General features: G+C 71.5%; 21 protein-coding genes and 1 pseudogene. 10 read left to right on the top strand and 12 right to left on the bottom strand.

Going from position 1 to position 24,271, the window contains the following annotated elements; translation table 11 throughout:
• Positions 1 to 83: 83 nt before the first annotated feature.
• Positions 84 to 434, bottom strand: coding sequence for an ArsR/SmtB family transcription factor (locus tag ACN6LM_RS31775; protein ID WP_445068872.1), 351 nt, complete (start codon positions 432 to 434; stop codon positions 84 to 86).
• Positions 435 to 528: 94 nt separating this feature from the next.
• Between ACN6LM_RS31775 and ACN6LM_RS31770 the strand changes: the two genes are divergently transcribed.
• Together ACN6LM_RS31770 and ACN6LM_RS31765 are read left to right on the top strand one after the other, a co-directional pair.
• Complete coding sequence (locus ACN6LM_RS31770) at positions 529 to 1,773, top strand: MFS transporter (protein ID WP_445068871.1); 1,245 nt, start codon at positions 529 to 531, stop codon at positions 1,771 to 1,773.
• Between the two features lie 211 nt (positions 1,774 to 1,984).
• Entirely contained in the window at positions 1,985 to 2,515 is a 531-nt protein-coding gene (locus tag ACN6LM_RS31765) for a hypothetical protein (RefSeq protein WP_445068870.1), read from the top strand.
• 216 nt (positions 2,516 to 2,731) lie between these two features.
• Here ACN6LM_RS31765 and ACN6LM_RS31760 read toward each other — a convergent pair.
• The 6 genes and pseudogenes from ACN6LM_RS31760 to ACN6LM_RS31735 form a co-directional block, all read right to left on the bottom strand.
• Positions 2,732 to 3,434, bottom strand: a pseudogene (locus ACN6LM_RS31760) (ParB/RepB/Spo0J family partition protein); the annotation flags it as partial.
• Entirely contained in the window at positions 3,431 to 4,669 is a 1,239-nt protein-coding gene (locus ACN6LM_RS31755) for a ParA family protein (protein ID WP_445068869.1), read from the bottom strand. The gene ACN6LM_RS31755 and the pseudogene ACN6LM_RS31760, both read right to left, overlap by 4 nt.
• A gap of 212 nt (positions 4,670 to 4,881) precedes the next feature.
• Complete coding sequence (locus ACN6LM_RS31750; RefSeq protein ID WP_018521694.1) at positions 4,882 to 5,265, bottom strand: DUF6009 family protein; 384 nt, start codon at positions 5,263 to 5,265, stop codon at positions 4,882 to 4,884.
• 123 nt (positions 5,266 to 5,388) lie between these two features.
• Complete coding sequence (locus ACN6LM_RS31745; protein ID WP_445068868.1) at positions 5,389 to 6,927, bottom strand: DNA primase family protein; 1,539 nt, start codon at positions 6,925 to 6,927, stop codon at positions 5,389 to 5,391.
• Positions 6,924 to 7,949 (bottom strand): bifunctional DNA primase/polymerase, encoded by a 1,026-nt coding sequence (locus tag ACN6LM_RS31740; protein ID WP_445068867.1) that lies wholly within the window; start codon positions 7,947 to 7,949, stop codon positions 6,924 to 6,926. The genes ACN6LM_RS31745 and ACN6LM_RS31740 overlap by 4 nt, the downstream gene beginning before the upstream one ends.
• Positions 7,950 to 8,624: 675 nt before the next feature.
• The gene (locus ACN6LM_RS31735) at positions 8,625 to 9,491 is read right to left on the bottom strand and encodes an NAD(P)H-binding protein (RefSeq protein WP_445068866.1); all 867 of its coding nucleotides are present in this window, start codon (positions 9,489 to 9,491) and stop codon (positions 8,625 to 8,627) included.
• Positions 9,492 to 9,614: 123 nt separating this feature from the next.
• On the opposite strand from ACN6LM_RS31735, the gene ACN6LM_RS31730 reads away from it, so the two are divergent.
• Positions 9,615 to 10,286, top strand: coding sequence for a ScbR family autoregulator-binding transcription factor (locus tag ACN6LM_RS31730; RefSeq protein ID WP_445068865.1), 672 nt, complete (start codon positions 9,615 to 9,617; stop codon positions 10,284 to 10,286).
• Between the two features lie 31 nt (positions 10,287 to 10,317).
• On the opposite strand, the gene ACN6LM_RS31725 is transcribed toward ACN6LM_RS31730, so the two are convergent.
• From ACN6LM_RS31725 to ACN6LM_RS31710, 4 genes are all read right to left on the bottom strand, one after another.
• Positions 10,318 to 11,808: an FAD-dependent monooxygenase gene (locus tag ACN6LM_RS31725; RefSeq protein ID WP_445068864.1), complete on the bottom strand. Its 1,491-nt coding sequence runs from the start codon at positions 11,806 to 11,808 to the stop codon at positions 10,318 to 10,320.
• A gap of 111 nt (positions 11,809 to 11,919) precedes the next feature.
• Positions 11,920 to 12,312, bottom strand: a complete 393-nt coding sequence (locus ACN6LM_RS31720) for a DUF6009 family protein (protein ID WP_164404388.1) — start codon at positions 12,310 to 12,312, stop codon at positions 11,920 to 11,922.
• Complete coding sequence (locus ACN6LM_RS31715) at positions 12,309 to 13,796, bottom strand: DNA primase family protein (protein ID WP_445068874.1); 1,488 nt, start codon at positions 13,794 to 13,796, stop codon at positions 12,309 to 12,311. The genes ACN6LM_RS31720 and ACN6LM_RS31715 overlap by 4 nt, the downstream gene beginning before the upstream one ends.
• A 17-nt stretch (positions 13,797 to 13,813) precedes the next feature.
• Positions 13,814 to 14,929: a bifunctional DNA primase/polymerase gene (locus ACN6LM_RS31710; protein WP_445068863.1), complete on the bottom strand. Its 1,116-nt coding sequence runs from the start codon at positions 14,927 to 14,929 to the stop codon at positions 13,814 to 13,816.
• Between the two features lie 535 nt (positions 14,930 to 15,464).
• Here ACN6LM_RS31710 and tap point away from each other — a divergent pair.
• On the top strand, positions 15,465 to 17,600 hold the full coding sequence (gene tap / locus ACN6LM_RS31705) for a telomere-associated protein Tap (protein WP_445068873.1): 2,136 nt from the start codon (positions 15,465 to 15,467) through the stop codon (positions 17,598 to 17,600).
• Positions 17,601 to 17,612: 12 nt separating this feature from the next.
• Positions 17,613 to 18,167 carry a telomere-protecting terminal protein Tpg gene (tpg, locus tag ACN6LM_RS31700; RefSeq protein ID WP_445068862.1) on the top strand — a complete coding sequence of 185 codons (555 nt, stop codon included), beginning with the start codon at positions 17,613 to 17,615 and terminating at the stop codon, positions 18,165 to 18,167.
• A gap of 214 nt (positions 18,168 to 18,381) precedes the next feature.
• On the opposite strand, the gene ACN6LM_RS31695 is transcribed toward tpg, so the two are convergent.
• Entirely contained in the window at positions 18,382 to 19,338 is a 957-nt protein-coding gene (locus ACN6LM_RS31695) for a ScbA/BarX family gamma-butyrolactone biosynthesis protein (protein ID WP_445068861.1), read from the bottom strand.
• 462 nt (positions 19,339 to 19,800) lie between these two features.
• Between ACN6LM_RS31695 and ACN6LM_RS31690 the strand changes: the two genes are divergently transcribed.
• The 5 genes from ACN6LM_RS31690 to ACN6LM_RS31670 all read left to right on the top strand — a co-directional run.
• Positions 19,801 to 20,385: a ScbR family autoregulator-binding transcription factor gene (locus ACN6LM_RS31690; RefSeq protein WP_445068860.1), complete on the top strand. Its 585-nt coding sequence runs from the start codon at positions 19,801 to 19,803 to the stop codon at positions 20,383 to 20,385.
• Positions 20,386 to 20,726: 341 nt separating this feature from the next.
• Positions 20,727 to 21,533 (top strand): AfsR/SARP family transcriptional regulator, encoded by an 807-nt coding sequence (locus ACN6LM_RS31685; protein ID WP_445068859.1) that lies wholly within the window; start codon positions 20,727 to 20,729, stop codon positions 21,531 to 21,533.
• A 62-nt stretch (positions 21,534 to 21,595) separates the two neighbouring features.
• Positions 21,596 to 23,599: a condensation domain-containing protein gene (locus ACN6LM_RS31680; RefSeq protein WP_445068858.1), complete on the top strand. Its 2,004-nt coding sequence runs from the start codon at positions 21,596 to 21,598 to the stop codon at positions 23,597 to 23,599.
• Between the two features lie 84 nt (positions 23,600 to 23,683).
• Complete coding sequence (locus ACN6LM_RS31675) at positions 23,684 to 23,911, top strand: acyl-CoA carboxylase subunit epsilon (RefSeq protein WP_445068857.1); 228 nt, start codon at positions 23,684 to 23,686, stop codon at positions 23,909 to 23,911.
• A 10-nt stretch (positions 23,912 to 23,921) separates the two neighbouring features.
• On the top strand, positions 23,922 to 24,271 hold a 350-nt coding region (locus tag ACN6LM_RS31670), incomplete at its 3' end, for a carboxyl transferase domain-containing protein (RefSeq protein ID WP_445068856.1).

Genomic DNA, 24,271 nt, shown 5'->3' with positions numbered 1-24,271 from the left:
CCCCCCCCCCCCCCCCCCCCCCCCCCCCCCCCCCCCCCCCCCCCCCCCCCCCCCCCCCCCCCCCCCCCCCCCCCGCGCCTGTCCTACGGCTCCGGCGTCCACGCCGCGACCAGGTCGAGGAGGCCCGGGAAGCGGGTGTTGAGGTCCGATGTGCGGATGTGGCTGCGGCGTTCCAGGCCGTATTGGCGTTGGCGGGTGATGCCGGCTTCGCGTAGGGCCTTGAAGTGATGAGTGAGGGAGGACTTGGGGCGGTCCAGGTTGAACCAGCCGCAGGGGTGGTCGTACTGGTCCGATTCCAGGAGGAGTTTGCGGACGATCGTCAGGCGCAGGGGGTCGCTGAGCGCGCCCAGGACGGTCTCCAGGCGAAGGTCCGCTACTGCTGGTTCCGGTAGGGGGTCCGGGAGTTCGCCGGGGGCGGATGCGGGTGACGGCATGGGGACTTCCCTCTCACGTTCCTTGTACGAGTTTCATCGTACTGCATGCTAAGTTCGAGTTGAGTCGTACTGAGGCAGTCGGGGAGGAACAGCCATGTCCGGAACTCGGGTCGGGACCGTGCGGGGTGCCGTTGGCGGTACGGGGGCGAGTGGGGCCGCGCCGCCGTTGTGGAGGGTATGGCTGGCCGCCTGGCCGGTGGCGGCCGTGTTCGTGCTGTCCAATGCGGCGACGCCGCTGTACGTGCTGTGGCAGCGGGAGATGGGGTTCTCCAAGGGCACGCTCACCGTGGTGTTCGCCTTCTACATCGTCGGGCTCCTGGGCTCGCTCCTGGTTTCCGGGATGGCCTCCGACCGGCTCGGGCGCAAACCCGTGCTGCTGCCCGCCTTGGCCCTCGCCCTGGTTGCCTGCCTGGTCTTCGCGACCGCCGCCACCGTCGTCTCGCTGATCGTGGCGCGGCTGTTCACGGGGATCGCCGTCGGGGCCGTCGTCTCGGCCGGTATGGCGGCTGTGACCGATGTGGCCGGGCCCGGGCGGCGGCGCCTCGCCGCCCTGCTCGCCTCTTGCGCAATGGTCTTCGGGGCCGGTCTCGGGCCGTTCCTGGCCGGGGTGTTCTCCGAGACGCTGCCCGCGCCCACCGTCACCGTCTTCGTCATGGAGGCCGTGTTGCTCGTGACGGCGGTGGGCGTCGTGGTGCGGATGCCACTGCGGCGGCCGGTCCCGTCGGTGAAGGGCGCTGCGTGGGTGCGGGTGCCAGCGGTGCCTCGTGGGAATCGTCGTCAGCTCTGGATGGGGATCGCGGTGTTCGCGCCGGGCATCACGGCGACCTCCTTCGTGCTGTCGCTCGGGCCCTCACTGCTGTCGGGACTGCTCGGGACGACCAGCCGGCTCGTTGCCGGTGCCATGGCCTTCGCCATGTTCCTCGCCGCCACCGGCGTGCAGTTCGCCGTCCAGCGGCTCTCCCGGCCCGTCATCCTGACCGCCGGGGCCGTAAGTGCCGTGCTGAGCATGGCCGCCCTGATCGCCGCGGTGCGGGGCGCCTCGGTGGCGGCGCTGATCGCCTCCGCGCTGCTCGCCGGGGCGGGGCAGGGCATGGGGCAGCTCGGCGGTCTTTCGCTGCTCAACTCGAGCGTTCCGCCCGGGCGCCTCGCGGAGGCCAATGCCGCGCTGAACGTGGGCGGTTACGTACCGGCGGGGCTGCTGCCCGTGTCCGTCGGGTATCTCAGCGACGCCGTGGGGCTGACCGGCGCCGCCACGGTGTTCGGTGTCGTCCTCGCGGGGCTCGCGACCGTCGGTGGTGCAGTGGTGCTCGCCGGGCGCCTGCGGGGCGATGGGGTCTGAGGTACGGGGCTGCAGCGCATTATTACGGCGTAATAATGCGGCAGTCGGCCGAGGCCGCGGCCTGGATTATTACGGCGTAATAATGCGGGCGATCCATTAGGAGGAGGCGGGTCTCCCCCGTCCGGCGGAGACGGTGGGGGCGGAGTCTCCATCCGGGCCCGCGGAAGCTCGAACGCGGAGCCGACGACTGGGGGGCCGGTGCGCCGACAGGATGGTGCACATGACTTCCACACCGCCCCGCTGGGCAGTTCGCGCCGCCCACCTCTGCGCGCTCGTCACGCTGCCGACCGGCATCTGGCGCCTGCTTCTGGCGACAGGCCACACGGCCGGCTACACCGATGCGGGTTACGCGGCGATGGACTTCACCGGCTGGGGCGCGGGTTACGTGCTGGGTCTCAGCGTTGTCAGCGAGGCGGTCGCGCTCCTGACTCTCGGGCTCGTACGGCCGTGGGGCGAGGTACTCCCCCGCTGGGTCCCCCTGCTCGGCGGGCGCCCTCTCCCCCGGCTGGCGGTCGTTGTCCCGGCTGCTCTCGGGGCCCTGGTGCTGACGGTTCTGTGGACGCCGCTCGTCGCCTGGTGGGCGCTTCCCCACCCCGATCTGACCGCGCACGGCAGCGTGGTCGTGGGTCTGCTCTATCTGCCTCTGGTGGCCTGGGGGCCACTGCTCGGCGCGGTGACCGTCTCGTACCACCGCCGCCGTGTGAGCGGGAGGCAGCCCAGCCCCTCGATTATTACGCCGTAATAATCGAGGGGCTGGGTGGCGGCTACTTCTCCGCCCTCATTCGCTTCGACTCCTCGATCTTGAAGTCGACGAGCAGCTCCGTGAGCTTGCGGCGGGACGATACGTCGAGCTCCTCGATGATCAGGCTCGCCAGGGTGTAGGCGTCGGTGGAGGGCAGACGGGTCGGGGGGCCTGCGGGGGACTGTCGCTTCTGCTTGGGGGTGCGGGGCTTCTGGGGCCTGGTGGCCTTCAGGTGCTGGAGGTGGGCCTCCTGGTCCTCGGCCTTCTTCTTTCCGACCAGGCGCAGCGTGGCAGCGGATTCCTCGCCCGACTGGAGCTTCTCCTTGAGTGAGGGGGTCAGGGTCAGCAGCGCGAGGCGCTGGGAGACCCAGCCCTGGGAGCGGTGGAGGCGCGCGGCGAGGGCTTCCTGGGTGCCGTGGATCTTCAGGAGCTGTTCGAGGGCTCTGGCCTCGTCCAGGTGGTTGAGCTCCTGGCGGTGGATGTTGGCGACGAGGGCCGATTCCAGTATCTCGTCGGGGTTGCTGCCCAGCTTGTCGTCGAGCATCACCTTGATCTCGGTGAGGCCGGCTTCGCGGGCGGCGGCGAGGCGGGAGTTGCCGTCGATGACGACGTACTTGGTCCCGGTTTCGAGGTCGTCCTCGCGGCCCGGGTTGCCTTCGAGGTAGGCGAAGCGGCCCATGATGCTGATCGCGGTCTTCTGGCCGTGGTCGCGGAGGCTGTTGCCGAGGTCGGTGAGGTCGCCGAGGTCGGACCTCGGGTTGTCGGGGTTCAGGCTGATGATGTCGACGGGGAGCTGGACCGGGGGCGGGGCGCCCTCGGTGGGGGCTGCGGCGACCTGGTTGATGGCGGCGCGGCGGGCGCTGATGGGCTGGGTCTGGCCGAACGAGGAGCCGGCGCCGAGCCGGGATGCCTTGCTCATGAGATCTCCCGGGCGAGGGCGCGCAGGCCGACGGCCTGGTCGCAGCGGGGGGAGTAGGCGAGCAGGGGCTGCTTCACGCGTACGGCCTCCTTCTGTTCCTTGAGGTCGCCGATGACGCCGACCACCCGGGGATCCTTTATGTCCATCCAGGAGTTGAGGGACGAGGTGGCGATGTAGCCGCGGCGGGCGTCGTAGTGGTTGACGACGATGCCGAGGTAGTCCAGTTCGAGGTGCATGTCGTCGCGGAGGTCCTCGATCTGGGAGGTGAGGAGTCCGTAGGCGTCGGCGGAGCTGTCCTCGGCCTGGACGACGACGAGTACGCCGGAGTTGCCCGGTGCCTCGCCCTGGCGGCGGCGGCCGTAGTAGGCGGCGGCGTCCATGCTGAGGCCGAGGCTCGGGGGGCAGTCGATGATGACGGCGTCGTAGTCGGCCTCGATGGCGGACAGGGCGCGTTCCAGGGCTGCTTCGCGGGCCCGGACCCCGGAGAGCTTGACGTCCAGGAGGAAGGCGTCGGTGCAGGCGGGCAGCAGGTGGAGGCGGTCCCCGAAGCGGGGGTCTTCGATCGGGACGACGAGGTCGGCGAGCCGGCCCTTGGCCTCGCCGGCCATGTGCTTGGTGAGGCTGTCGCCCTCGATGGGAAGCGGCTGGTGGCCGAGCTGCTTGGTGAGGTGGCACTGGGGGTCGAAGTCCACGAGGAGGACGCGCAGTCCGAGACCGGGGAGGTCCTCGTAATCGAGGGGTGAGGGGTCCGCGTCCTCGGCGAGGGCGGCCGCGAAGTGCTTGGAGATGCGGACCGGGTGGAGCGCGCCCGGGTCCTCGGCGAGGGCTTCGCCGGTGCCGGCGGCGATGGCGGTCTTGCCTACGCCGCCCTTCTGGTTGCAGGTGATGATGCGCTTCGGGTGCTCCGGGCGTACGACGGTGGGTGCCGGGTTCGTCTCCAGCCACATCACGACGGACTGGGCGAGGCCCTGGATGAGGGACACGCCCCGGGAGGCGCAGTCGGCGCGGAAGCCGTCCCACTGGCCGTCAGGCAGGAAGGTGGCGAAGGACTTGGCGCCGGCGGTGTCGATGGCGGAGAGGTTGGATCCGAGCCGCCGCCATGCCTCGATGCCTGCTTCGACGGCGTGCTGGATGTCGATGTTGTGCTGGGCTGCCCGGATCTTCAGGTCCTGCTGCAGCACTGGGGGCAGCTTGGAGACGACCTTCTCGCGGTCGCCGGGGGAGGGCGAAGTCATGACAGCCACCTTACTAACCCTGATGATCACTTTCAGTACCGGCACGTTAGTTCTAGCTGTTTTTTGGTTGAGGGACACTCAAAAGCCCGGCTCCTGGGTGGGCGTGGAGCCGGGCTGGGGGCCGAGGGAGGGGGGCAGGGGTGGTTATTACGGCGTAATAAGTCGGCGGGTCGGGGGGGGTTATTACGGCGTAATAATTCCCCCGACCCGCGTCAGCTGCCGGTCTCCGCCGTTGCGGCAAGGCCGCGTTGCGAGCGGGGCGTCTTGTCGCCGACGCGCTTCGGCTCGATGGTGCTCGGGTCGACCGCCTCGCCGGGGGCGCCCTCGTGGTACGGACCGTCGGGGTCGGCATCGCGGTCGTGGGGGAGCAGGAAGAAGACCCGTCGCAGGTGGAGTCCGCTGTCCGGGTCGGCCTCCGTGTGGGCCTCCAGCTCGGTGTAGCCGACCATGCGTCCGTCGCGTTCGTAGCGGGGCTTTCCGCGGCGGCGGGTGGTCTTGTCGAGCGCCTGGCGTACGTAGTCGAGGTTGTCGGGGTTCTCCAGCCAGACCACGGCGTTCTCGTGGTGGAGGTCGCTCTCGTTCAGCAGCGAGCTCATGGCTGCAGCCCCTTTGTGTGTCGGCCGGCCGCGAGGAGGCCGGGGTGGGTGTGAGCACGTTCCCTGGTGGGGGCACCGTGTTCATGGTAGGCCGGGCCGGCGGGTGAGTGCCGGGTGCGTACGTCAGGCATGGCCGGTCCTGGAGTCGTCGTCGGCGAGGAGTCCCAGGCCGGGGTAGTACTTCTTGCCGCTGGACTTCATCATGTCGGCGGGCGAGGCGAGGGAGAGTTCCTGGCGGACCCGGGTCGCGAACGCGCGGGCCGTCGCGGGGCGGATGCCTTCGCCCGCTCCGCACCAGCTGCTGTACGCCGCGTAGAGCAGGCCCTGTTCCACGCGGAGGTCCGCGGTGTGGGTGGTGCAGCACTCGGCGAGGAAGCGGCCGATGTGGTCCTCGGTGGTGGCATAGGCGGCGGTGGCCGAGCGGACCGTGGCGGGGCCGTCGAGCGGGTCGCGGGTGGCCAGGTAGAGCTTGGCACCCTCGATGAGCCACTGCAGAATGCCGGGGCCCTCGCTCTGGACGAGTTCCTTGGCGAGGTTGTCGATCTTGCGGGCGGCGGGTACGACGCGTTCGAACGGGATGAGACGGATGCGGCGCCAGAAGGCGTGGCCGCCGGTGCCTACTTCGGGGCGGTGGTTCCCCAGCAGCCAGAGCTTGTGCGTCGGGTTGAAGCTGAAGAAGTCCTGCCGCATCCGGCGGGCCATGATGCGGTCGCCACCGGTCAGCAGCTTCACCCGGGACTCGTCGAACTTGTCGTTCGGCTTGAGCTCCGAGCAGACGACGATGCGCCGGCCGTGCAGTTCGGTGAGCTCGGTGGAGTGCTCCGAGAACTTGCCCTTCTCCATGAGGAAGCCCGGCGGAGCCGCCTGCGCGTAGTCGCCGAGGATCTGTGTCATGACGTCCAGCAGCACGGACTTGCCGTTCGCGCCGGTCCCGTACAGGAAGGGGAGCACCTGGGCACCGACGTCGCCGGTGACGGAGTAGCCGAGGAGCAGGTGGAGGAAGTGGATCGTCTCCTCGCCCTTGGCGTCGTCGCCGAACGTGTCGTGCAGGAAGCGGTGCCAGCGCGGTGTGGGCGTCGCCTCGGGTGCGACGCTGGTGGCCCGGGAGTGCATGTCGCCCACGGGGTCGGGCTTGCGTAGGTACCCGGTGTGGAGGTCCACGACCCCGGCCGGGGTGCACAGGGCGTAGGGGTCGCCGTCCAGGACGTCGGGGTCCAGGGCGAGCGCGGGGGATGCCTTCGCCTGCGTGAGCATGGCTTTGATGCCGGGCGTCGACATGGAGCGGCGCCGGTGCGCGCGCACTTCCCGGTCGGTGTACTGGCCGGTGGGATCGGTGGGGGGCATCTGCTCGGCCAGGTCGCCCGCCGCCCAGACCGCTGCCTTCTCGCCGCCTGTGCGCTTCCAGCGGTACTGGTCCCAGTGGTACCAGCCCAGCCCCTCGACGTGGCGGAACTGGTCTCCGAACATGACGGCGAACAGCTTGGCGTTGCCCCGGTCGGTCAGGAGGGTGGGAAGGCGACCCTCGGGGGGTGGTGGTTCGCCGGCCGCGGAGGCGTTCTGCTGGGCGGGCAGGCCGGGGATGCCGCCCTCGGTTTCGAGGGCGAGCATCTGCTGCGCTGCGGCGGTGGCGTCGAAGCGCGGGCCGCTGTCGGCGCTGCTCATGGGCGTCCTTCGGGATCGAGCGGGCGGGCTGCGCCGGCGGACAGGGCTGAGGCGATGACGGTGAGGCTGTGCCGGTGGCGGTTCGGGCGCGCGGCGTCGGCCGCTTCGGTGAGCAGGTCCTGTGCGCGGGGCTCCGTGAGTCGTCCGGCGGCGACGAGTCCGCCCGCGGTGTAGGCGGCGCGGTTGAGCTTCTCGGTGAACGCGGTGCCCTCGGCGGCCGCCGCGCAGGCCCGGACCTCGGCGAGCAGGGGTTCCAGCACCCGGAGCGCACGCGGGGTGCCCTGTGCGGCGCGTGCCGCGCGTACGGGGCGGGGCGCCGGGACTCGTACGGGCTCGGGGGCCGGTGTGTGGCCGGTGCGCAGGAGTTCGGCGGCGAGCCAGTCGGGGAGGGGGGCGGGCAGGCGGGCGGCGCCTACGGGGGTGTAGGTGCCTGCGCGGGTTCGGGTGGCGGGGGTGACGATGTAGCCGCCGGTGGCCCGCACGTCGACCTGCCAGGCCAGGGCGACCTTGGGGCTGGAGCCCACGGAGGAGCGGTAGCTCGGTGCGCCGGGCGCGGTGCGGTACCAGATGTGGAGGCCGCCGGAGGGGGTGCGGACGCGCAGGGTGGTCTCGTCGTCCGCTGGGCTGGGGTGGCCGCGCAGGGCGGCGAGGAGCGCGAGGGTGTCGAAGCCTGAGGCCAGGCCGGTGAGGTTGACGCTCTCGTGGATCGGGATGCCGGGCAGCAGCCGGTCACGGTGGGGGACTTCGGCAGTGTGTGCGTCGATGTCCAGTACGACCAGGCCGGCGGGGCCGCACGAGACGCCGACGCCGAGCGAGGGGTTGACGCCCCACCAGGCTTCCAGGCGCTCCGGGTCGGTGGTCGCGGCGTGGAAGCCGTGGCACCACTTGCCGGCGGGCAGGCAGGGGCAGTCGGCCGGGCGGTGGGGGTCCTCGCGGCAGGCCGGGCAGTTGCCCGCGGGCGTTTTGCGTCCGGGGGTCAGGGGGTGGACGGGCCAGCCGTTCGCCGCGCACCAACGGGCCATGTCGAAGGGACTCGTGGGTCCCGCCGCAGGCGGGCCACCGGTCTCTCTTTGACGCGGCACGCTGATCGTCCTTGCCGAGGAGCCAACAGGTTGTTCATTCCTGAACGATTCAGTCCCCTCAGAGAAAGCCCAGGTCAGAGCGGTTCCACTGGCGGGCCGAGGGACTGAAGGGACTGAGTTTTCAGATTCGGATCAGAGCCTACAACAGGCATCCCTCGGCGGGCGGGACTCTTCGTTCCGCGAGTCCCTTCGGTCCCTCGCCCGAAGAGGGCTCGTGCGTTCGAAGGCCGCGTGTCGGGCGGCCGTGTCGGGCGTGGCGAGGAGGGACCGAAGGGAGGGACTGAACGCGGAGCGGAGGGACTGGACGTTTCGGTCCCTCTTCGGTCCCTCGGGTAAAAGTGCAGGTCAGAGGCTTGCGGGCGAAAAAGGGAGGGACTGAAGGGACTCAAGGTCGGTAGTTATCAGCGCTTCGGGACCAGAGTAGTAAGTACAAAGGGATATATAGGGAGGTTCTACGCGTGTGCGCATACACACGCCTGCATAATCGCTTATAACTGCCAACCTTGAGTCCCTTCAGTCCCTTCGGACCCTCCTTTACGGGGATGGTAAGCCTCTGACCTGCGGTTTTGTCTGAGGGACCGAAGAGGGACCGAACGGCGAGGGACTGAACGGACTTCAGTCCCTCGTGGCGGAGCCGGGCCGGAATGCGTCCAGGTGGTCGGCTGCCCAGTCGCGGAACGTCCGAGCGGGGCGCCCGAGCAGGCCGGGGAGGGTGAGGTCCACGCCCGCCTTGGAGCCGCTGTGCTGCCGCCTGGCGCTCTCCAGGAGGGCGGAGGCGATATCGGACGGGTAGCGGTTTTCGAGGGCCGTACGGGCCTGCTGGGGGCTCAGCTCCTCGAAGCGGAGCGGAAGGCCGAGGAGCTCGGCGAGCTGGGTCGTCTGTTCGGCAGCCGACAGGGCCTGAGGGCCGGTCAGGGTGTAGGCCCTGCCCGTGTGGTCCCGGTCCTGCCCGGTAAGGGCGAGAGCGGCCACCTCCGCGACGTCCCCGGGGTCGACGCAGGCGTTGGCGGAGGAGCCGTACGGCGCCCGCACCACCTGGTCCGAGTGGATCGAGCGGGCCCAGGACAGGGTGTTGGACATGAAGGCGCGGGGGCGCAGCAGGGTCCAGCCCAGGCCCGAGGCGCGGAGCAGGTCCTCGTTGTGGCGCTGGCGACGGGTGATCAGGTCGGTGGCGGCGGGGTCGGTGACGGCGGCCGCCGAGAGCTTCACGATGTGCCGGACGCCGGCTGCGCGGGCCGGATCCAGGAAGCGCGCGTCGTCGTCCCCGTCGGGATTCGTGACCAGGAAGGCGGTGTGGACGTTGTGCAGAGCGTCCGTCAGGGAGGCGGGGTCGGTGAAGTCTCCGTGGACGACCTGGGCGGCCGGAGGAGCGTCGGCGACCCTGCCGGGATGCCTGGCCATGATGCGTACGGGCCGGTCCGAGGGGAGACGGCGGAGCACTTCACGGCCGATCGTCCCGGTTGCGCCCGTGACGAGGATCATGGTTTCCCTTTCCCGCCGGACATTTCCCCGACCAGGGTGGAGGGAGGAGGCCGGCCTGTAAGATACGAACTGGACGGTTTATTTATCCCCACGTTCGACCACCCCGAGGAGGGAGGAGACACAGTGGCTGAGCAGCTGCGGGCCATCCGTACCCGGAAGACGATTCTTTCGGCGGCTGCCAAGATCTTTGAGGAGCACGGGTACCAAGCGGCCACGATCTCCCAGATCCTCACCGAGGCGGGGGTGACCAAGGGCGCGCTGTACTTCCATTTCCATTCCAAGGAAGACCTGGCCCAGGGGGTTCTCTCCGAACAGGACCAGCGCATCATCGTGCCGATCCGCGCGTCCAAGGTGCAGGAGGTCGTGGACGTCGTGATGCTCCAGGCGCACCGCCTCCAGACCGACCCGATGGTGCGGGCAGGTGTCCGGCTGACGATGGACCAGCTGACGCAGAACCTCGACCGCAGCGGCCCGTTCCTGCGGTGGGGCGAGGTCGGCCTCGACCTGCTCCAGCAGGCGCAGGCCCAGGGCGAGCTGCTGCCGCACATCTCCCCGGCGGAGACCGCCGAGGTCATCGTGGGCTCCTTCGCGGGCATCCAGTCCATGTCGCAGGCCGTGTGCGAGTACCGGGACCTGGTGGTGCGGGTGTCCGCCCTGATGCGTCATCTGCTGCCCAGTGCGGTGGTGCCGTCGGTGCTGGCCTCGCTCGACCTGTCCGAGACCCGGGGCGCCAAGGTGTACGCGGAGGCCGTCAAGGCGGCAGACCTGCGTGACGTTCTGGAGACCGCGAGCTGAGAGCGCTGGGGCGTCCTGCCGTCCGCCGGGCTCACCCGGCGGGGGTGCCCGGGCCGAAGTACGCCGTCAGTACCTGCCGGAGGCTGCCGTCGCCGGGGACCCAGGCGAGGTAGCCGTCGGGCCGCAGTAGCGCCGCCTCGTACGGCACACCCGGTGTGGGCCGCGCCTCCACGACGCGCAGGATGTCCGCCCAGCCACATGTCTCCTCCCGGAGGCCGGCCGCCTTCTCGCCCAGGAGCAGCAGGAGCGGCCGGCCGTCGTGCAGCAGCCGGATGACGTCGGTGTCGCCGTCCGGGGTGCTGAGCGCGATGTTGCCGAGGTACGTGCCCGCGGCCGGGCCGCCCGCGCCGGTGAGGTCGGGCAGAACGGTGTCCTGGGCGCTGATCAGGCCGCTGAGGTGTCCGCTCCCGGCCTCGTCCGCGAGCAAGCCGGCGAAGACCGTGCGCAGGGCCTCCGCCTCGTGGCCGGGGCGCATCAGGGCGAGCTGGGCCAGCGTGCCGTCGAGCACGCGGCGGGCGAGCGGCCGGCGTTCCGTGTCGTAGCCGCTCAGCAGGGCGGGTCCCGCCGAGCCGCGCACCGCGAGGGCGAGCTTCCAGCTCAGGTTCAGCGCGTCGAGCACGCCGGTGCTCAGGCCCTGGCCGCCGATCGGGAAGTGGACGTGCGCGGCGTCGCCGACGAGGAAGACGCGTCCCTGGGCGAAGGTGCGGGCCAGGCGGGCGAAGTCGCTGAAGCGGCTCAGCCATTGCGGGGAGTGCATCGCGATGTCGCGGCCCGTGATGCGGGCCACCTCGCGGTGCAGCTCCTCCAGTGTGACGGGCCGGTGCCGGTCCGGGTGGGGGCCGCCGCAGTCGAGCGTCCGCAGGTGGGTGCGGTCGCCGTCGTGCTTGGCGACGATCCAGCCGCGCGGGGTGCGGTGCCAGCCCTTGGGCAAGGCCCCCGGATCGGCCAGGGTGACGGTTCCCATCAGCGCGGACACCGTCGCCGGAAAAGTGTCGGACTCGATGCAGGCCCGGGCGCGGACCGTGCTGCGGGCACCGTCCGCCCCGACCAGGTACCCGGCGCGGAAGAGTTCCGGCCCCTCGGGGCCTTCGGCCGTGACCCGTACGCCGTCCTCGTCCTGGACGGCGTCGGTGAGGCGGTGCCCGCGCATGATGCGGGCACCGGCGGCGCGTGCCCGGGCCTCTAGGCGGCGTTCCAGGCCGGCCTGGGCGCACTTGAGGACCGGTTCCGGTTCGGCCGGGGGAGCGGCGATGGTCAGGCCGGGGAGCCCCGCGAAGTGGAAGGTGCTGGTGGCGGGTCCGGCCGCGTGGGAAGGCGGGCGCGGGAGGTGGCCCCGGCGGGCCAGGGACTGCACCGCGCGGGCGTGCAGCGTGGTGGCCCTGGGCTGGTCGGAGACCTCGGCCCTGGGTTCGAGCAGTACGGTGTCGACGCCGTACGCCGCCAGTTCGGCCGCCACGAGCAGGCCGACTGGCCCTCCGCCGGCGACGACTGCCTGGGCCCCGGTGAAACGTTCCCCCTGCACGGCGGTGCCCTTCCTGTCCGCGGTTGTCCCCGACAGAAAAAATATACCGGACGTGCTGTTTTTTAACCATTCCGGCCAGGAAATACTTCGGGAACGGCCGTGGACGTACCGCTACGGCTGAAGTTCCCGGGTGGCCGCCGACGACATGGGGCCGCCTTCCGAGCGCTCGGTCTTGTGGCCCTTGCTGCCCGGTGCCAGCGTCCGCACGTCCACGGCTTCGGCCGGCGCGCCCCGTGCGTACAGCCCGTCGGGTTCGGTGTCCCGGTCGTGGGGGAGCAGCCAGAACACCCGCCGCCGGAAGGTGCCCGAGGAGCGCGACGGCTTGGCCTTCGGCCCCAGCAGGGCGTAGCCGACCATTCTTCCGTCGCGGTGGTAGGCGGGTCTGCCCCGGCGGGTCGGCAGGCGGTCCAGGCTCTGGCGGACGTAGTCGAGCACGCTGATGTCCTCAAGCCACACGAGGTCCACCTCGTGGACGATCTCGTCTTCTGCGATGAGGGCGCTCATACTGTCTCCTCGTCCGCGAGCAGGCCGATGCCCGGGTAGTACTTGCGCTGGTTGGAAAAGATCATTTCCTTCGGTGATGCCAGCCCCACCACTTCGCGGATGTGCGCCGCGAAGGCTCTCGACGAAATCGCCGGAACGCCCTCATTCTGGCACCAGCGTCTGTACGCCGCGTAGAGCTGGGCCTGTTCGGCCCGGAGCCCGGCGTCGAGCCGGCAGGTCTCGCCGACGAACCGCCCGGTGTGGTCCTCCGTCTCCGCGTACACGGTCGTCGCGATCCGCACCCGCTCGGGCCCCGAGAGGTCCTTGTCGCCCCCCAGGTAGCGGCGGGCGCCCTCGATGAGCCAGTTGAGGATGCCCGGCCCCTCCTGGGTGACCAGGATGTCCGCAAGGTTGTCGATCTTGCGGTGGTCCGAGACGACGCGTTCGAACGGGATGAGGCGCATACGCCGCCAGAACGCGAAGCCGCCGGTGCCGACTTCGGGGCGGTGGTTGCCCAGCAGCCACATCTTGTGGGTCGGTTCGAAGCTGAAGAAGTCCTGCCGCATCCTGCGGGCCTTGATCCGGTCCCCGCCGGTCAGGAGCTTGACCCGGGCCTCGTCGAAGCGGTCGCCCGGCTTGACCTCGCTGCACACGATGACCCGCCGGCCGTGCAGTTCGGCGAGGTCCGTGGGGTGGCCCTCGTACGGGCGTGACATCAGGAAGCCGGGCGGCGCCGCGTCCGCGTAGTCCCGCAGGAGCTTCATCAGGACGTCCAGCAGCACCGATTTGCCGTTCTTGCCGGAGCCGAACAGGAACGGCATCACCTGGCCGCCGACGTCGCCGGTAATGGAGTAGCCGAGCAGCAGCTGGAGGAAGGAGATCATCTCCTCGCCGTCCGGACCCTCGCCGAAGGTGTTGGCCAGGAAGCGGTCCCAGCGCGGCGTGGGCATCGCCTGGGGGGCCGCCGACGTGGAGCGGGAGTGGAAGTCCTTGGTGGGCTCGGCGGGGCGGATGAAGCCCGTACGCAGGTCCACCACGCCCGCCGGAGTGCACAGCGCGTACGGATCGGCGTCCAGGAGCGCCGCGTTGAGGACCATGCCCGGGGCGGACCTGGCCTGGGTCAGCATCGCGTTCATCCCGCTCGTGCTGAGAGTGCGCCGGCGGTGCTGCTGGAGCGCGGCGGGGGTGAAGACGCCCCGCGGGTCGGTGGTGGCGAGGGACTCCGCCAGGTCGCCCGCCGACCACATCACCGTGTCGTCCTCGTCGAACTGCCAACGGGTGCCGTCCCAGCGGAACCAGCCGATGCCGGGCACATGCCGGTAGTCGTTGCGGTAGAGCCTGACGAACAGCTTGGCGTTGCCCCGGTCGGTGAGGGTGTCGGGCAGCAGTCCGTCCGCCGTGGCGTACTGCGTGGACGCGTCGTCGCGCTGCCTGGGCTGCGGTACGGGCTGCGCGAGGATCTGCGCGGCCACGGCCCGTACGTCGAAGGAGGGTGACGGCAGCACTCTGTCCTGGTCCGCGTTCACGCGCGCCCCCCGAGGGCCAGCGGCCGCAGCCGCCCCGCGCCGAGCCCGCCCCGGATGACGGCGAGGCTGCGCCGCTCCTGGTCCGGCCGGGCCAGCGCGGCCGCCTCGCGCAGGGCCCGTACGGCGTGGTCCTCGGTGACGTGCCCGGCGGCGACGAGACCGCCCGCCGTGTACGCGGCCCGGTTCAGCTTCTCGGAGAACGCGGCGCCCTCGGGGACGGACGCGCAGGCGGCGACGTCGGCGAGGAGGCCCGTCAGCAGGCGTTCGCCCGGTGCGTCGGACCGGCCGCTCGCCGCGAGCACCGCCTGCCGGGCCCGGGGCGGCACGGGTCTGGGCCCCGGCGCGGGGCTGGTGGGCAGGTGGCCGGTGCGCTGAAGCTCCCTGGCGAGCCAGGCGGGCAGCGGGGCGGGGGTGCGTACGGCTCCGACCGGGCGGTAGGTACCGGCCTGGGTGACGGTGCCGGGCGCGACGATGTACCCGCCGTGGGCCCGGACGTCGACCTGCCAGGCGAGGGCCCGTCCGCTGCCCGAGCCGGCCGAACACTGCCAGCGGTGCCCGCCGTCGTTGCGGTACCAGACGTGCAGGCCGCCCGACGGGGTGCGGATCCGGAGCGTGGACGCGTCGTCCGCGGGGCCGGCGGCGCCGCGCAGGGCGGCCAGCAGGCCCAGGGTGTGGAAGCCGTTGGCCAGGCCGGTCAGGTCGATCCCGGCGGCGATCCCGACGCCCGGCAATAAGCGTTCCCGGCCGGGGAGTTCGCGGCTGTGCGCGTCGATGTCGATGACGACGAGGCCCGCCGGTCCGGTGGCCACGCCGACCCCCAGGTCCGGGCGGGCACCCCACCACTGCCCGATGCGGTCGAGGTCGAGTGTCGCCGCGTGGAACCCGTGGCACCAGCGGCCTGAACGCAGACAGCCGCACCGGTCTCGGTCGTGGCCCGGGTGGCGGCACGCACCGCAGTTGGCCACCGGTGTCTTACGGCCCGGCGCAAGGGGATGAACCGGCCACCCCTGGCGCGCACACCACCACGCTGTTGTCAGAGGCTGCGCAGCGACCGGCTCATCCCCCGTGAACTGCCGTGAGTCGCTGCGCGAGACCCGCAGTTCAGCTGCCATTCACTTCCCCCATCAGCGACTGAAGCGACGCAACTCGCACAATCAGATTAGCGAAACCCCCGGGGAAGAAGAGGCCCCCGCGACAGAACGGATGTGTCCATTCAAAGGTGCCCACAGCTACTCAGTGTCCGGGGCGCGAGCGATTCCCGGTCGCTCGGTCGCTCCCCATGGTGTCCGTGAATCCGCAGGTCGCAGCCGTACGCCCGAGAGAAAAGCGACTGAAGCGACTGAAGCTCTCCATATATGACGCGCACGCGCGCACACGCCAATGGCCGCATATATCTGACCCATGGGTCGCTTCGGTCGCTCCGCATTCCGGCCGGGCGCTTGACCTGCGGTTACTTCGCCGGGATTCCAGCTACCGAGCGGGCTCCCGGTCGCTGCGGTCCGGTCGCCGAATGCCGGAAAACAGTCCGGTCGTCTCCAGCCGGGCTGAACCCCGGCTCCAGTGACGGCGAACCGCATGCGCAATCCGCGTGACATCCATGAGTGTTCCACTGAGCGGTTCGGTAGGGTGGCGTACGAGGTGATCGTTTTGTCCCACGAGGAGCAGCTGCTGTTCAGCGCGGTCGACGCGCTGCTGGAGCAGATCGCGCAGGACCCGCTGCCGCCGCCTGCCGAACGCAAGCGGCTGCGCGAGGCCGCCGGGCTGAGCCAGGACCAGGTCGCGAAGGCACTGAAGAGCCGCCGCGAGTCGGTCGGCAACTGGGAGTCCGGGCGCAGCGAGCCCCGCCCGCCGAAGCGTGCCGCGTACGCCCGGCTGCTGGAGGGGCTTGCCGCGCGTTTTGCGCCGGAGGCGGAGGAGTTCGAGCCGGAGCCGGCCGCGCCCGACGTGCTCCCGGCGGCCCGCGAGGGCGAAGCGCCGGCCACCGAGCCGGCCACCGAACCGGCCACCGAGCCGGCCGCCGGGAGCGCGTCGGCCACCGAACCGGCCACCGAATCCCGTACGCCCCGCTACGACCACGGGCCGCTCGCCGTCGTGGACGTGGAGGGCGGTGAGGTGGTCGCGTACTGCGTCGGCGGGCTGGTGCTCGACGTGCCCGCCAAGTCGTTGCCCGCCCTGGTCGAATGGGCCCTGGGAGAGGCGCGCCTCGGTGCCGAGCGGCTGCACCCCAGCGGTCAGGACGCCGATCCGCTGCTCGTCCTCACCGAGGCGGCGTGCGAGCGGTTCGGGCTGCCCGTACGGCTGTCGCGGGAGGAGGGGCTGGCCGGAAGGCTGCCGGAGGACCACAAGGTGCTCAAGCAGCTGGCCCGGGCGGAGTGGAAGCTGACCCGGCGCGGTTTCGGGCCGTGGGCCCGGATCTACCGGCCCGCCCGGGGCGCGCGCCGCAGCTGCGTCCAGCTCTGCGTCCCCGCCTGGAACGCGCTCGACGTCCGCCACTGGAACGGCGCCTCGCAGCTCCCGCCGGCCGAACTCGTACGCCTGCTGGGAACGTACACGTCCCGCGTGATGACGCCCCGGGGCTCCACCGCCGTCACCGGGCTCGAACTCATGACCTCGCTGCACCCGCCGACCCGGGCGAGCGCGCCCGACGCGGACGGCCGGCGGCACAGGGAGCGCAACCCCGGCTCGCTCGGCTCCGAGCCCGTCGAGTGCGCCCCCTGCGAGGCCCCCGACGGGCACCCGCTCCTCGCGGATCTGCCCCGCTTCCATCAGCGCGGTCCGGCCGAGATGCTGTTCGAGGAGGCGTACGACTGGGCGCGGCCCCTCACGGACGACGAGTGCCTGAAGCGCCATCTGGTCGGGATCGACGTCAACCTCGCCTTCGGTGCGGCCGCCAACGGTGCGGTCGTCGGCCTGGAGGCGCCCGTGCATGTGAACGACCCCGCGTTCGACCCGGCGCTGCCCGGTTCCTGGCTGGTGGACCTGTCGCACGTCGATCCGTCCCACATGCTGATCGGCAAGCAGTGGCGGCGACTCGACGGCGACCTGCTGCCGAGCCCGTTCACGCCGAAGGGCGACCGCCCCGAGGGCCCCGCCTGGTACGCGACGCCGACCGTGGCATACGCGGCGGAGCTCGGTTACGAGGTGGCGCCCGTCGAGGCGTGGGTGCGCCCGGCCAACGGGCGCTACCTGGACGGCTGGTACAAGCGGCTGCGTGACGCGTACGTGGCGACCATGGCGGACCTGGGCGTGGACGAAGGGCTGGCGCCCGACGCGTTCCTCGCGGCGATGGAGGGGTACCGGGACCGTGATCCGCAGCTGGCGGTCGTCCTCTCGGCGGTCAAGGCGACGGTCAAGGGGGGCATCGGCAAGCTGAGGGAGCGGCCGCGCGGCGGCGGCTGGCGGCCGGGCAAGCCGTGGCCCGCGCTGAGCCGGCCGACCTGGCGCCCCGACATCCGGGCCGCCGTCATCTCGCGGGCCCGGATCAACATGCACCGCAAGATGGTCCGGCTGGCGGCCGCGACGGGCCAGTACCCGGTCGCCGTGCTCTCGGACTGCGCCGTGTACGCCTCCGACGGGCCCTCCCCGCTGGACTTCCTGCCGTACCGGGACGGCAAACCGCTGCCCGGGGGCTTCCGGCTCGGGGTCAGCCCGGGAATGGTGAAGCACGAGGGATCACAGACCACGCTGTGGGCGGAGGCCGTCCGGGAGGAGTACGGTCCGGAGCTCAACCTGGCCCGGTACATCAAGGACGGCGCGGTCACCGCCAAGGACGACGGAGAGTAGGGGAACCAGCCGATGAACACGGTCGGGGAAGGTCTCGACGAGGCGGTCCAGCGGGCGTTCACCCGGCCCGCGCCCAAGTCGGCCGGTGCGCAGATGCGGTACCTCGTCAAGCAGCTCAAGGGCACCAGGGCCGCCGCCGAACTCCTGGGCATCGCCCAGCGCACGGTCGAGCGGTACGTGCGCAACCAGCTGAAGAGGCCCCGCCCGGAGCTGGCCGCCCGCATGGACCGCGAGGTCAAGCGGCGCTGGCAGCCGCAGATCCAGGCGAAGGCCCGCAAGGCAGCGGCGACCACCGGGGGCATCGTCATCGACACCCGGGCCAGGTTCGGTTACACGGCGGCGCCCGGCTCCACCGACGACGCCCGGCTGCGCCATCTCACCGTGGCGCTCCCGCCGGTGTACGCGGCCCGGCTCTTCGAACTCCGCGAGCAGGGAGGCAGCGACCGGCAGCTCCAGGAGATCGCGGCCGAGGGGCTGCAGGAGATCTACTTCAAGGACGGCGGGCGCCGGGCGCAGGGGCTGCTGGTGGAGTACACCGACCTGGAGCATGTGGCCTTCGACCTCTGACGGAGTGCCATGAGGCCGCGTCCGTCGCGCCCGTACGCGGAAGGCACACCCCTCTGGCGGGGCGGCCTTCCGCGTACGGGCGCGAGCGGGTCCTTCGGTCGCTTCGGTCGCTGTGGTGGCGGCGCGTACGGGCGTGACCTGCGCTTTTCGCGCGCGGGCGGGCCAGCGACCCAGAGCGGTACGGGGGTGGGTCCCGGGCGGCGGGCGGAGCCGCCTAGTCGACCGGGCCGGTGAGCACCGAGGTGAAGACGGTCTTGCCGTCCTGGTGGCCGGTGATCTCCATCGTGACCATGTTGCCGGGCTCGTGCTCCACCCGGGTGACCTCGATCCAGCAGGGCCGGTCGAGTTCGGCGTACTGGTGGAAGTCGTTGGCGGCGGTGGCCGGGGTGAACGTCCGGGGCGCCATCACGGCGCAGGCGGCCTGGCGGGCCGCTTCGAGCAGGACCATGCCGGGCACGTGGTCGCCCTTGTGGTCGAAGAGGATCGGGTGGTTCAGATCCGGGGTGAGCAGCCAGCGCGGGTTTCCGCCGGATGCGGTCCCGGGGGAGGGGGAGAGTACGACGTCCGTGGTGAACGGCCGTCCGACGAGGGCCGACGGCAGCGGATCGCGGGCCGGGCACGGCTCGGTGACGGGTGGTTGGTCGGCACGGTTCTGGCGTAACCGGTTGTAGACGGCCGGGGGGATCACGGAGATCTGCCCGGTGCCGCCCGCCAGGGAACGGCCGCCCCGGCGGAGCGCGAACTCGAAGGCGACACGGCTGGCGACGCCCCTGCGCCGGACGATGTCCGTGCACCGGGTGTCGAGGTCGAAGTCGGTGGGGCCCGAGGCGATGCGCAGGTTCTCGGGATCAGCCGCGTACGTGATGCTCGACATCACGAAGTTGTGGCCGAGCGGCACGCCCAGCTCCACGTGGGAGACGTAGATGCCTGCCTGACGGAACGTTTCCGCGATCTGGAGCGGGTCGTGACTCGTGCCGTCCTGGCTCCGGAACATGGTGTGGGCGCGGGGCCATTGGCCGGTCAGTGCGAAGTTCGCCCCGTCCCGGGAGTCGCAACCGGTGAGGAACACCTCCGCGACCGAGTCGCGGTGCACGTACTCCTTCGCGACCGTGCTGGTCAGCCGCGGTGCGGCCGGGAGTGCGGTTCTGGCTTCAGCAGTGGTGAGACTCATGGGGCCCCCGTCTTGACTTGAAACCTGCGTTCGGCGACGCCACTTAAGATACGGACCTACCGGTTTTCTTCAATCGGCCCAAAAGTAAAGAGTTTACCAAGGATCGAGCGTTTGGCTGAGCTTCGCATTCCGTTTCAGGCTCCCTGGCAGCCGCTTGAGCCTTCCCAACAAGGTGAAAAGTCGGACGTAAGGTGCACCTCTTCTCGGCCCTGGGCGCGGCCACTGCCCTTGCCTGACAGGAAGAAACCTATCGGACGGTTTCTTTTGTTGGTTTGCGATGCATTCTCCGAGGAGAACGACTGGAGAAACCAACTGTTTGCAAGCTCCGTGCTCGAAGACCCCTGGGGGCGTAAACCAACCAGCCGTGCGGTTTGCTAAGGTGTGCACGAGTCAGTATGGAGAATCCAGGGTGAATCGGGCGACCTCACGCCGGTTCCCTCGCCCCGCCCGGAGGAGGACACGATGGTGAAGCAGGCGCGAGCGGCTGTGACGCGTCAGGCCCTCATCTCGGCCGCCGCGGAGGTCTTCGGCGCCGACGGGTACGCGATGGCGACGCTCCCGGTCATCAGCGGCCGGGCCGGAGTGAGTTCGGGCGCCCTGCACTTCCACTTCCCCAACAAGGACGCGCTGGCGGCCGCCGTGGAGTCCGCCGCCGCGGAGTCCGCCCTCGCGCTGACCGAGGAGAGCGCGCGGACCGCCAAGGGGGGCAGGCTCCAGGGGCTCGTCGCCGCCGTCGGCCGGCTGATGGACGCGGTCACCGACGACCCGGTCGTGCGCGCGGGCTTCCGGCTGGGCGGCGACCCCTCGCGCAAGAGCGAGGCCAAGTTGCACGAGTGGTGGTACGAGTGGGTGCGCGACGCCCTCGTCCAGGCCCGCGCCAACGGGGAGCTTGCCGAGGACGTCTCGGCCGAGGAGGCGGCGGTGGTCATCGTGGCGGCGACCCTCGGCCTGGAGACCCTCGGTGCGGTCGACCGGTACTGGCGCTCCGCGGAGCGGCTGGTCCAGCTCTGGTCGTTCGCGCTGCCGCGGCTGAGCCCGGCGGAGTAGCGCCGCGTATCCGGCCGGTGCGCTACCGCGTCCCGCCGGCCGCTCATCAGGCGCTCCGCCTCGGCCCCACCCCTGCCTCCACCTTGCGAAACAGTCCATGCGGTCCGGTAATTCGGGCGTCGATCGCGGGGTGCGAGCCCGTGAACGCTCTTACTTTTGTCCGTATTTGAGGAATCTTATCGGGTCAAGGTGACCATGCCTCAAGGATCGCTGGGTCTCCGCACGAGACTAAACAGGGCGCACGGTTTGGTATTGACATACCGCTCGTGCTGTTTTTAAATCGTTCCGTCAGTAGAAGTTCCAGGCCGTCCCGGCGGCCCGGGGATGACGGGGGAGACGGCGTGGACATCGATGTACTCGGCACGCTTGCCGTGCGGGAAATGGGAACTTCGATCACACCGACGGCACCCAAGCCCCGGCAGGTGCTCGCCCTGCTGGCCCTGCATGCCGACGAGGTGGTGCCCGTGGGCGCCCTCACCGAGGAGCTGTGGGGGAGCGAGCCGCCGCGCAGCGCCCGGCCCACCCTCCAGACCTACATCCTCCAGCTGCGGGAACTGATCACCGCCGCGCTCGAAGAGCACGGCGACGACACCCGCACCGCCAAGGACGTCCTGCTCACCGTGCCCGGAGGCTACTTACTCAGAGGCGGCGACGGCAGCCACGACGTGCAGGAGTTCGAGCGGCTGGCCGGCATGGGGTACCGGGCCATGGACGCCGAGGACTTTCCCGAGGGCGCGCGGCTGCTGCGCGAGGCGCTGGCCCTGTGGACTGGTCCGGCGCTCGCCGACGTCCACACCGGGCCGCACCTGGACACCCAGATCAAGCGGCTGGAGGAGAGCCGGCTCTGCGCCCTGGACCAGCGCATCGAGGCCGACCTCAAGCTGGGCCGCCACCGCGAACTGCTCTCCGAACTCACCGTCCTCCTCAGCAGGTATTCCACCCATGAGAGCCTGTGCGGCCAGTACATGCTGGCCCTCTACCGTTCCGGGCGGCGCGGTGAGGCGCTGGACGCCTACCAGCGGCTGCGCTCCACGCTGGTCCGCACGCTCGGGCTCGAACCCTCGCCCGCGCTGGCCAAGTTGCAGCGTTCCATCCTCATGGCCCGGCCCGAGGGCGTCGCGGGGACGAGCGGAGTGCGGCTCGCCTGAGAGGGCAGCCGTACCGGCTGAGGGAGGGCATGTGATGCGGTGTACGCGGGAACAGGGCCCCGATGAGTGACGATCCGGTGCTCGCGGTGGTCCTCGCACCGGTGCCCGTCGCCTCCGGCCCGTCCGTCGAGGCGGAGCTGTGCGGCCCCCTCGACCCCGGCCGGGCCGGGGCGGTGGCGGCCCGGGTGACCCAGCGTCACGCGTTCACGGTGACCGCGGAGGCGTCCGGCGCGGGGCGCCACACCCTGCACCTCGAACACGCGCACGGCGGCCCGGCCAGGCCCGGAGCCGCGGTGCTCGCCGACGTCCTGGCGCTGGCGGGCGGCGCGCGCGACACCGTCACGGTCACCGGACACCAGCAGGACCTGATCCGGGCGGCGGTCGAGGATCCGGCGGGCGGGCACGTCGGCCAGGTCGCCTGGAACTGGACGGGCCCCGTCGACCTCGCCCGGTTCACCGCCGCCTGGCTGTCCGTCGCCGACCGGGAGACCGTGCTGCGGGCGGCCTTCGACTGGACGCACCTGCCCCGCCTGGTGCTGCACGAGTGGGCGGAGATCGACGTCGCCCACCTCGCGCACGGTGCCGTCTCCTGGAGCGACCTGATCGAGCGCGACCGCCTGCGCGGCTTCGCACCGCACCGCCCCGGCCTGCTCCGGGTGACCCTGATGGAGGGACCGCCCCGCCCCGGGGGCACCCGCGCGCCGACCCGGGTCCTGCTCACCTATCACCGGGCGCTGCTGGACGAGCGCGGCGTCCACCTGCTGCTGCGGGAGTTCTACCGGGCCTACGTCCGCGGGGGCACCCTGCCCGGCCGCGAGCGGCGCCCCGATGTGCGTGACCACGCCCGGTGGCTGGCCCGGCAGCGGACCGAAGGGGCCCGCGCCTACTGGGCGACGACCGCCGCGCCCCCGGAGACGGCCGCGCCCGAGGTCCCGGACGACGGGCCGCCTGCCGGGCCCCTCGGCACCGGACGCGTCCACCGGCGGCTGCGGCCGCCCCAGACCACCCGGCTGCGCACCTGGGCCGCGATGCGCGGGGCGGGTGAGTCCAGCGCCCTGCACGCCGTGTGGGCGCTGCTGCTGTACCGGGCGGCGGGTGCGGCCGGCCCCGTGCCGGTCAGCTTCGGCGTGCACCTGTCGGCCCGGGACATCCCGATGGAGGGCGCCGCGGGCATTCCGGGGCTGCTGGGCAACCCCCTGCCGATGACGGTCACCGTCGACCCCGCCGAGCCGGTGGCCGGTCTCCTGGGGCAGGCGCGCGACGCCGCGCTGGACCTGGCCGTCCACGCCTGGGTGCCGGCCGACCGGGTCCGGGTCTGGACCGGCCGGAACCCCGATGCCGAACTCTTCGAGACCGGCATCGTGTTCGACAACCGCGTCGAGCTGCCCGCAGCGCTGCTGGCGGAGCTGCGCGCCCAGGACATCGAGGTGGACGCCCCGCGCAGCATCAGCGCCCACCCCGGGCTGCCGCTCACCCTCGCGGCCCGGCACGACGCGGACGGCGGGCTCGCCCTCACGGCGCGCTACGACCGCCGGTGCGTGGGGGACGTGGACGCGTCCGCGCTGCTCTCGCACTGCGTACGCCTGCTGCGCTCGTTGCCGGACCACCGCGATCCGCAGTCCGCCGTCGGCGATCTCCTCGAACTCCTCCAGGGTCTTGAGGTGCCCCGCGTGCTGCCCCGTCCGCCCGTGCCGGAGGGGCCGGACGTGGCGGTGCTGCGCGCCGGGGAGCCGTCGGCCGACACGATCGTGCTGGTGCGGACGCCGGGTGTGCCCGTGGGTGCGTACGATGCCCTGGTACGTCATCACCGGGGCCCCGAACGGATCGTGAGCCTGCGGGCGGCGCGTCCTGGGGACGGTGACCGTTCCGCGCTGCTCCGGCTGCGGGGGGCCGGGCGGCTGGTGCTGTGCGGCGCGGGGCCGGGGGGCGTGGCCGCGTACGAGATGGCGTGCGCGGCTGCCGAGGGCACGGTCGCGGCCGTGGTCATGACGGGGGTCGGCAGCGGGCCGGGCTGTGCCGGCGCGCTGGCTGCCGGGCTGAAGTCCGTCCGCGCGGGGAGTTGTTGACCGGCTGCCGAGCGATTCTCCAGTGGGGCCGGAGCGGCGCTCCAGCGGGGTGGCCGATGCTGCCGTAAACGCTGGAGGTGGGGTATGGGTGGTCCGGAACCGGCAGCGCCCGCGCTGCGCGTCGAGCGCGGACGGGCCACCGATGAGGAGCTGGCCGCGCTCACGGTGGTGCTGCTCGCCCTGCGGGCGGACGCCGGCGGGCTGCGGGACGAGGCCCCCGCCGGGAGCGCCCCGGGGTGGAGTGCGGAGCCAGCCTACCGAGCTCCGCGCAGCTGGCGACAGCGCGGCAACGCATTCCAGGAAGGGACCTGACGACATGTCGATGACCACTTCCCCCGTCCCCGCCCCGGAGCTGCTGGGGCGGGCCGGTCTCCGTGGCCGCGTGGCGGAACTGCGCGAGATCCACGCGGCGGCGGAGCGCGGCCCCGGTGACCGGGCGACCGAGGTGCAGCACGCCAAGGGCAAGCTGACGGCGCGCGAGCGCATCGAGCTCCTTTTCGATCCGGGTTCCTTCCACGAGGTGGAGCAGTTGCGCCGTCACCGGGCGACGGGTTTCGGCCTGGAGGCGAAGAAGCCGTACACGGACGGTGTCGTCACGGGCTGGGGCACGGTGGAGGGCCGGACGGTCTTCGTGTACGCGCACGACTTCCGGATCTTCGGCGGGGCGCTGGG

The sequence above is a fragment of the Streptomyces sp. SAS_281 genome, assembly GCF_052542855.1.
This window is presented reverse-complemented; position numbering and strand designations above follow the sequence as displayed.

Bases quoted from the DNA above. Each gene is read 5' to 3' on its own strand.
- ACN6LM_RS31775 (WP_445068872.1), bottom strand. From the start codon at position 434: ATGCCGTCACCCGCATCCGCCCCCGGCGAACTCCCGGACCCCCTACCG.
- ACN6LM_RS31770 (WP_445068871.1), top strand. From the start codon at position 529: ATGTCCGGAACTCGGGTCGGGACCGTGCGGGGTGCCGTTGGCGGTACG.
- ACN6LM_RS31765 (WP_445068870.1), top strand. From the start codon at position 1,985: ATGGTGCACATGACTTCCACACCGCCCCGCTGGGCAGTTCGCGCCGCC.
- ACN6LM_RS31755 (WP_445068869.1), bottom strand. From the start codon at position 4,669: ATGACTTCGCCCTCCCCCGGCGACCGCGAGAAGGTCGTCTCCAAGCTG.
- ACN6LM_RS31750 (WP_018521694.1), bottom strand. From the start codon at position 5,265: ATGAGCTCGCTGCTGAACGAGAGCGACCTCCACCACGAGAACGCCGTG.
- ACN6LM_RS31745 (WP_445068868.1), bottom strand. From the start codon at position 6,927: ATGAGCAGCGCCGACAGCGGCCCGCGCTTCGACGCCACCGCCGCAGCG.
- ACN6LM_RS31740 (WP_445068867.1), bottom strand. From the start codon at position 7,949: ATGGCCCGTTGGTGCGCGGCGAACGGCTGGCCCGTCCACCCCCTGACC.
- ACN6LM_RS31735 (WP_445068866.1), bottom strand. From the start codon at position 9,491: ATGATCCTCGTCACGGGCGCAACCGGGACGATCGGCCGTGAAGTGCTC.
- ACN6LM_RS31720 (WP_164404388.1), bottom strand. From the start codon at position 12,312: ATGAGCGCCCTCATCGCAGAAGACGAGATCGTCCACGAGGTGGACCTC.
- ACN6LM_RS31710 (WP_445068863.1), bottom strand. From the start codon at position 14,929: ATGGCAGCTGAACTGCGGGTCTCGCGCAGCGACTCACGGCAGTTCACG.
- tpg (WP_445068862.1), top strand. From the start codon at position 17,613: ATGAACACGGTCGGGGAAGGTCTCGACGAGGCGGTCCAGCGGGCGTTC.
- ACN6LM_RS31695 (WP_445068861.1), bottom strand. From the start codon at position 19,338: ATGAGTCTCACCACTGCTGAAGCCAGAACCGCACTCCCGGCCGCACCG.
- ACN6LM_RS31690 (WP_445068860.1), top strand. From the start codon at position 19,801: ATGGTGAAGCAGGCGCGAGCGGCTGTGACGCGTCAGGCCCTCATCTCG.
- ACN6LM_RS31680 (WP_445068858.1), top strand. From the start codon at position 21,596: ATGAGTGACGATCCGGTGCTCGCGGTGGTCCTCGCACCGGTGCCCGTC.
- ACN6LM_RS31675 (WP_445068857.1), top strand. From the start codon at position 23,684: ATGGGTGGTCCGGAACCGGCAGCGCCCGCGCTGCGCGTCGAGCGCGGA.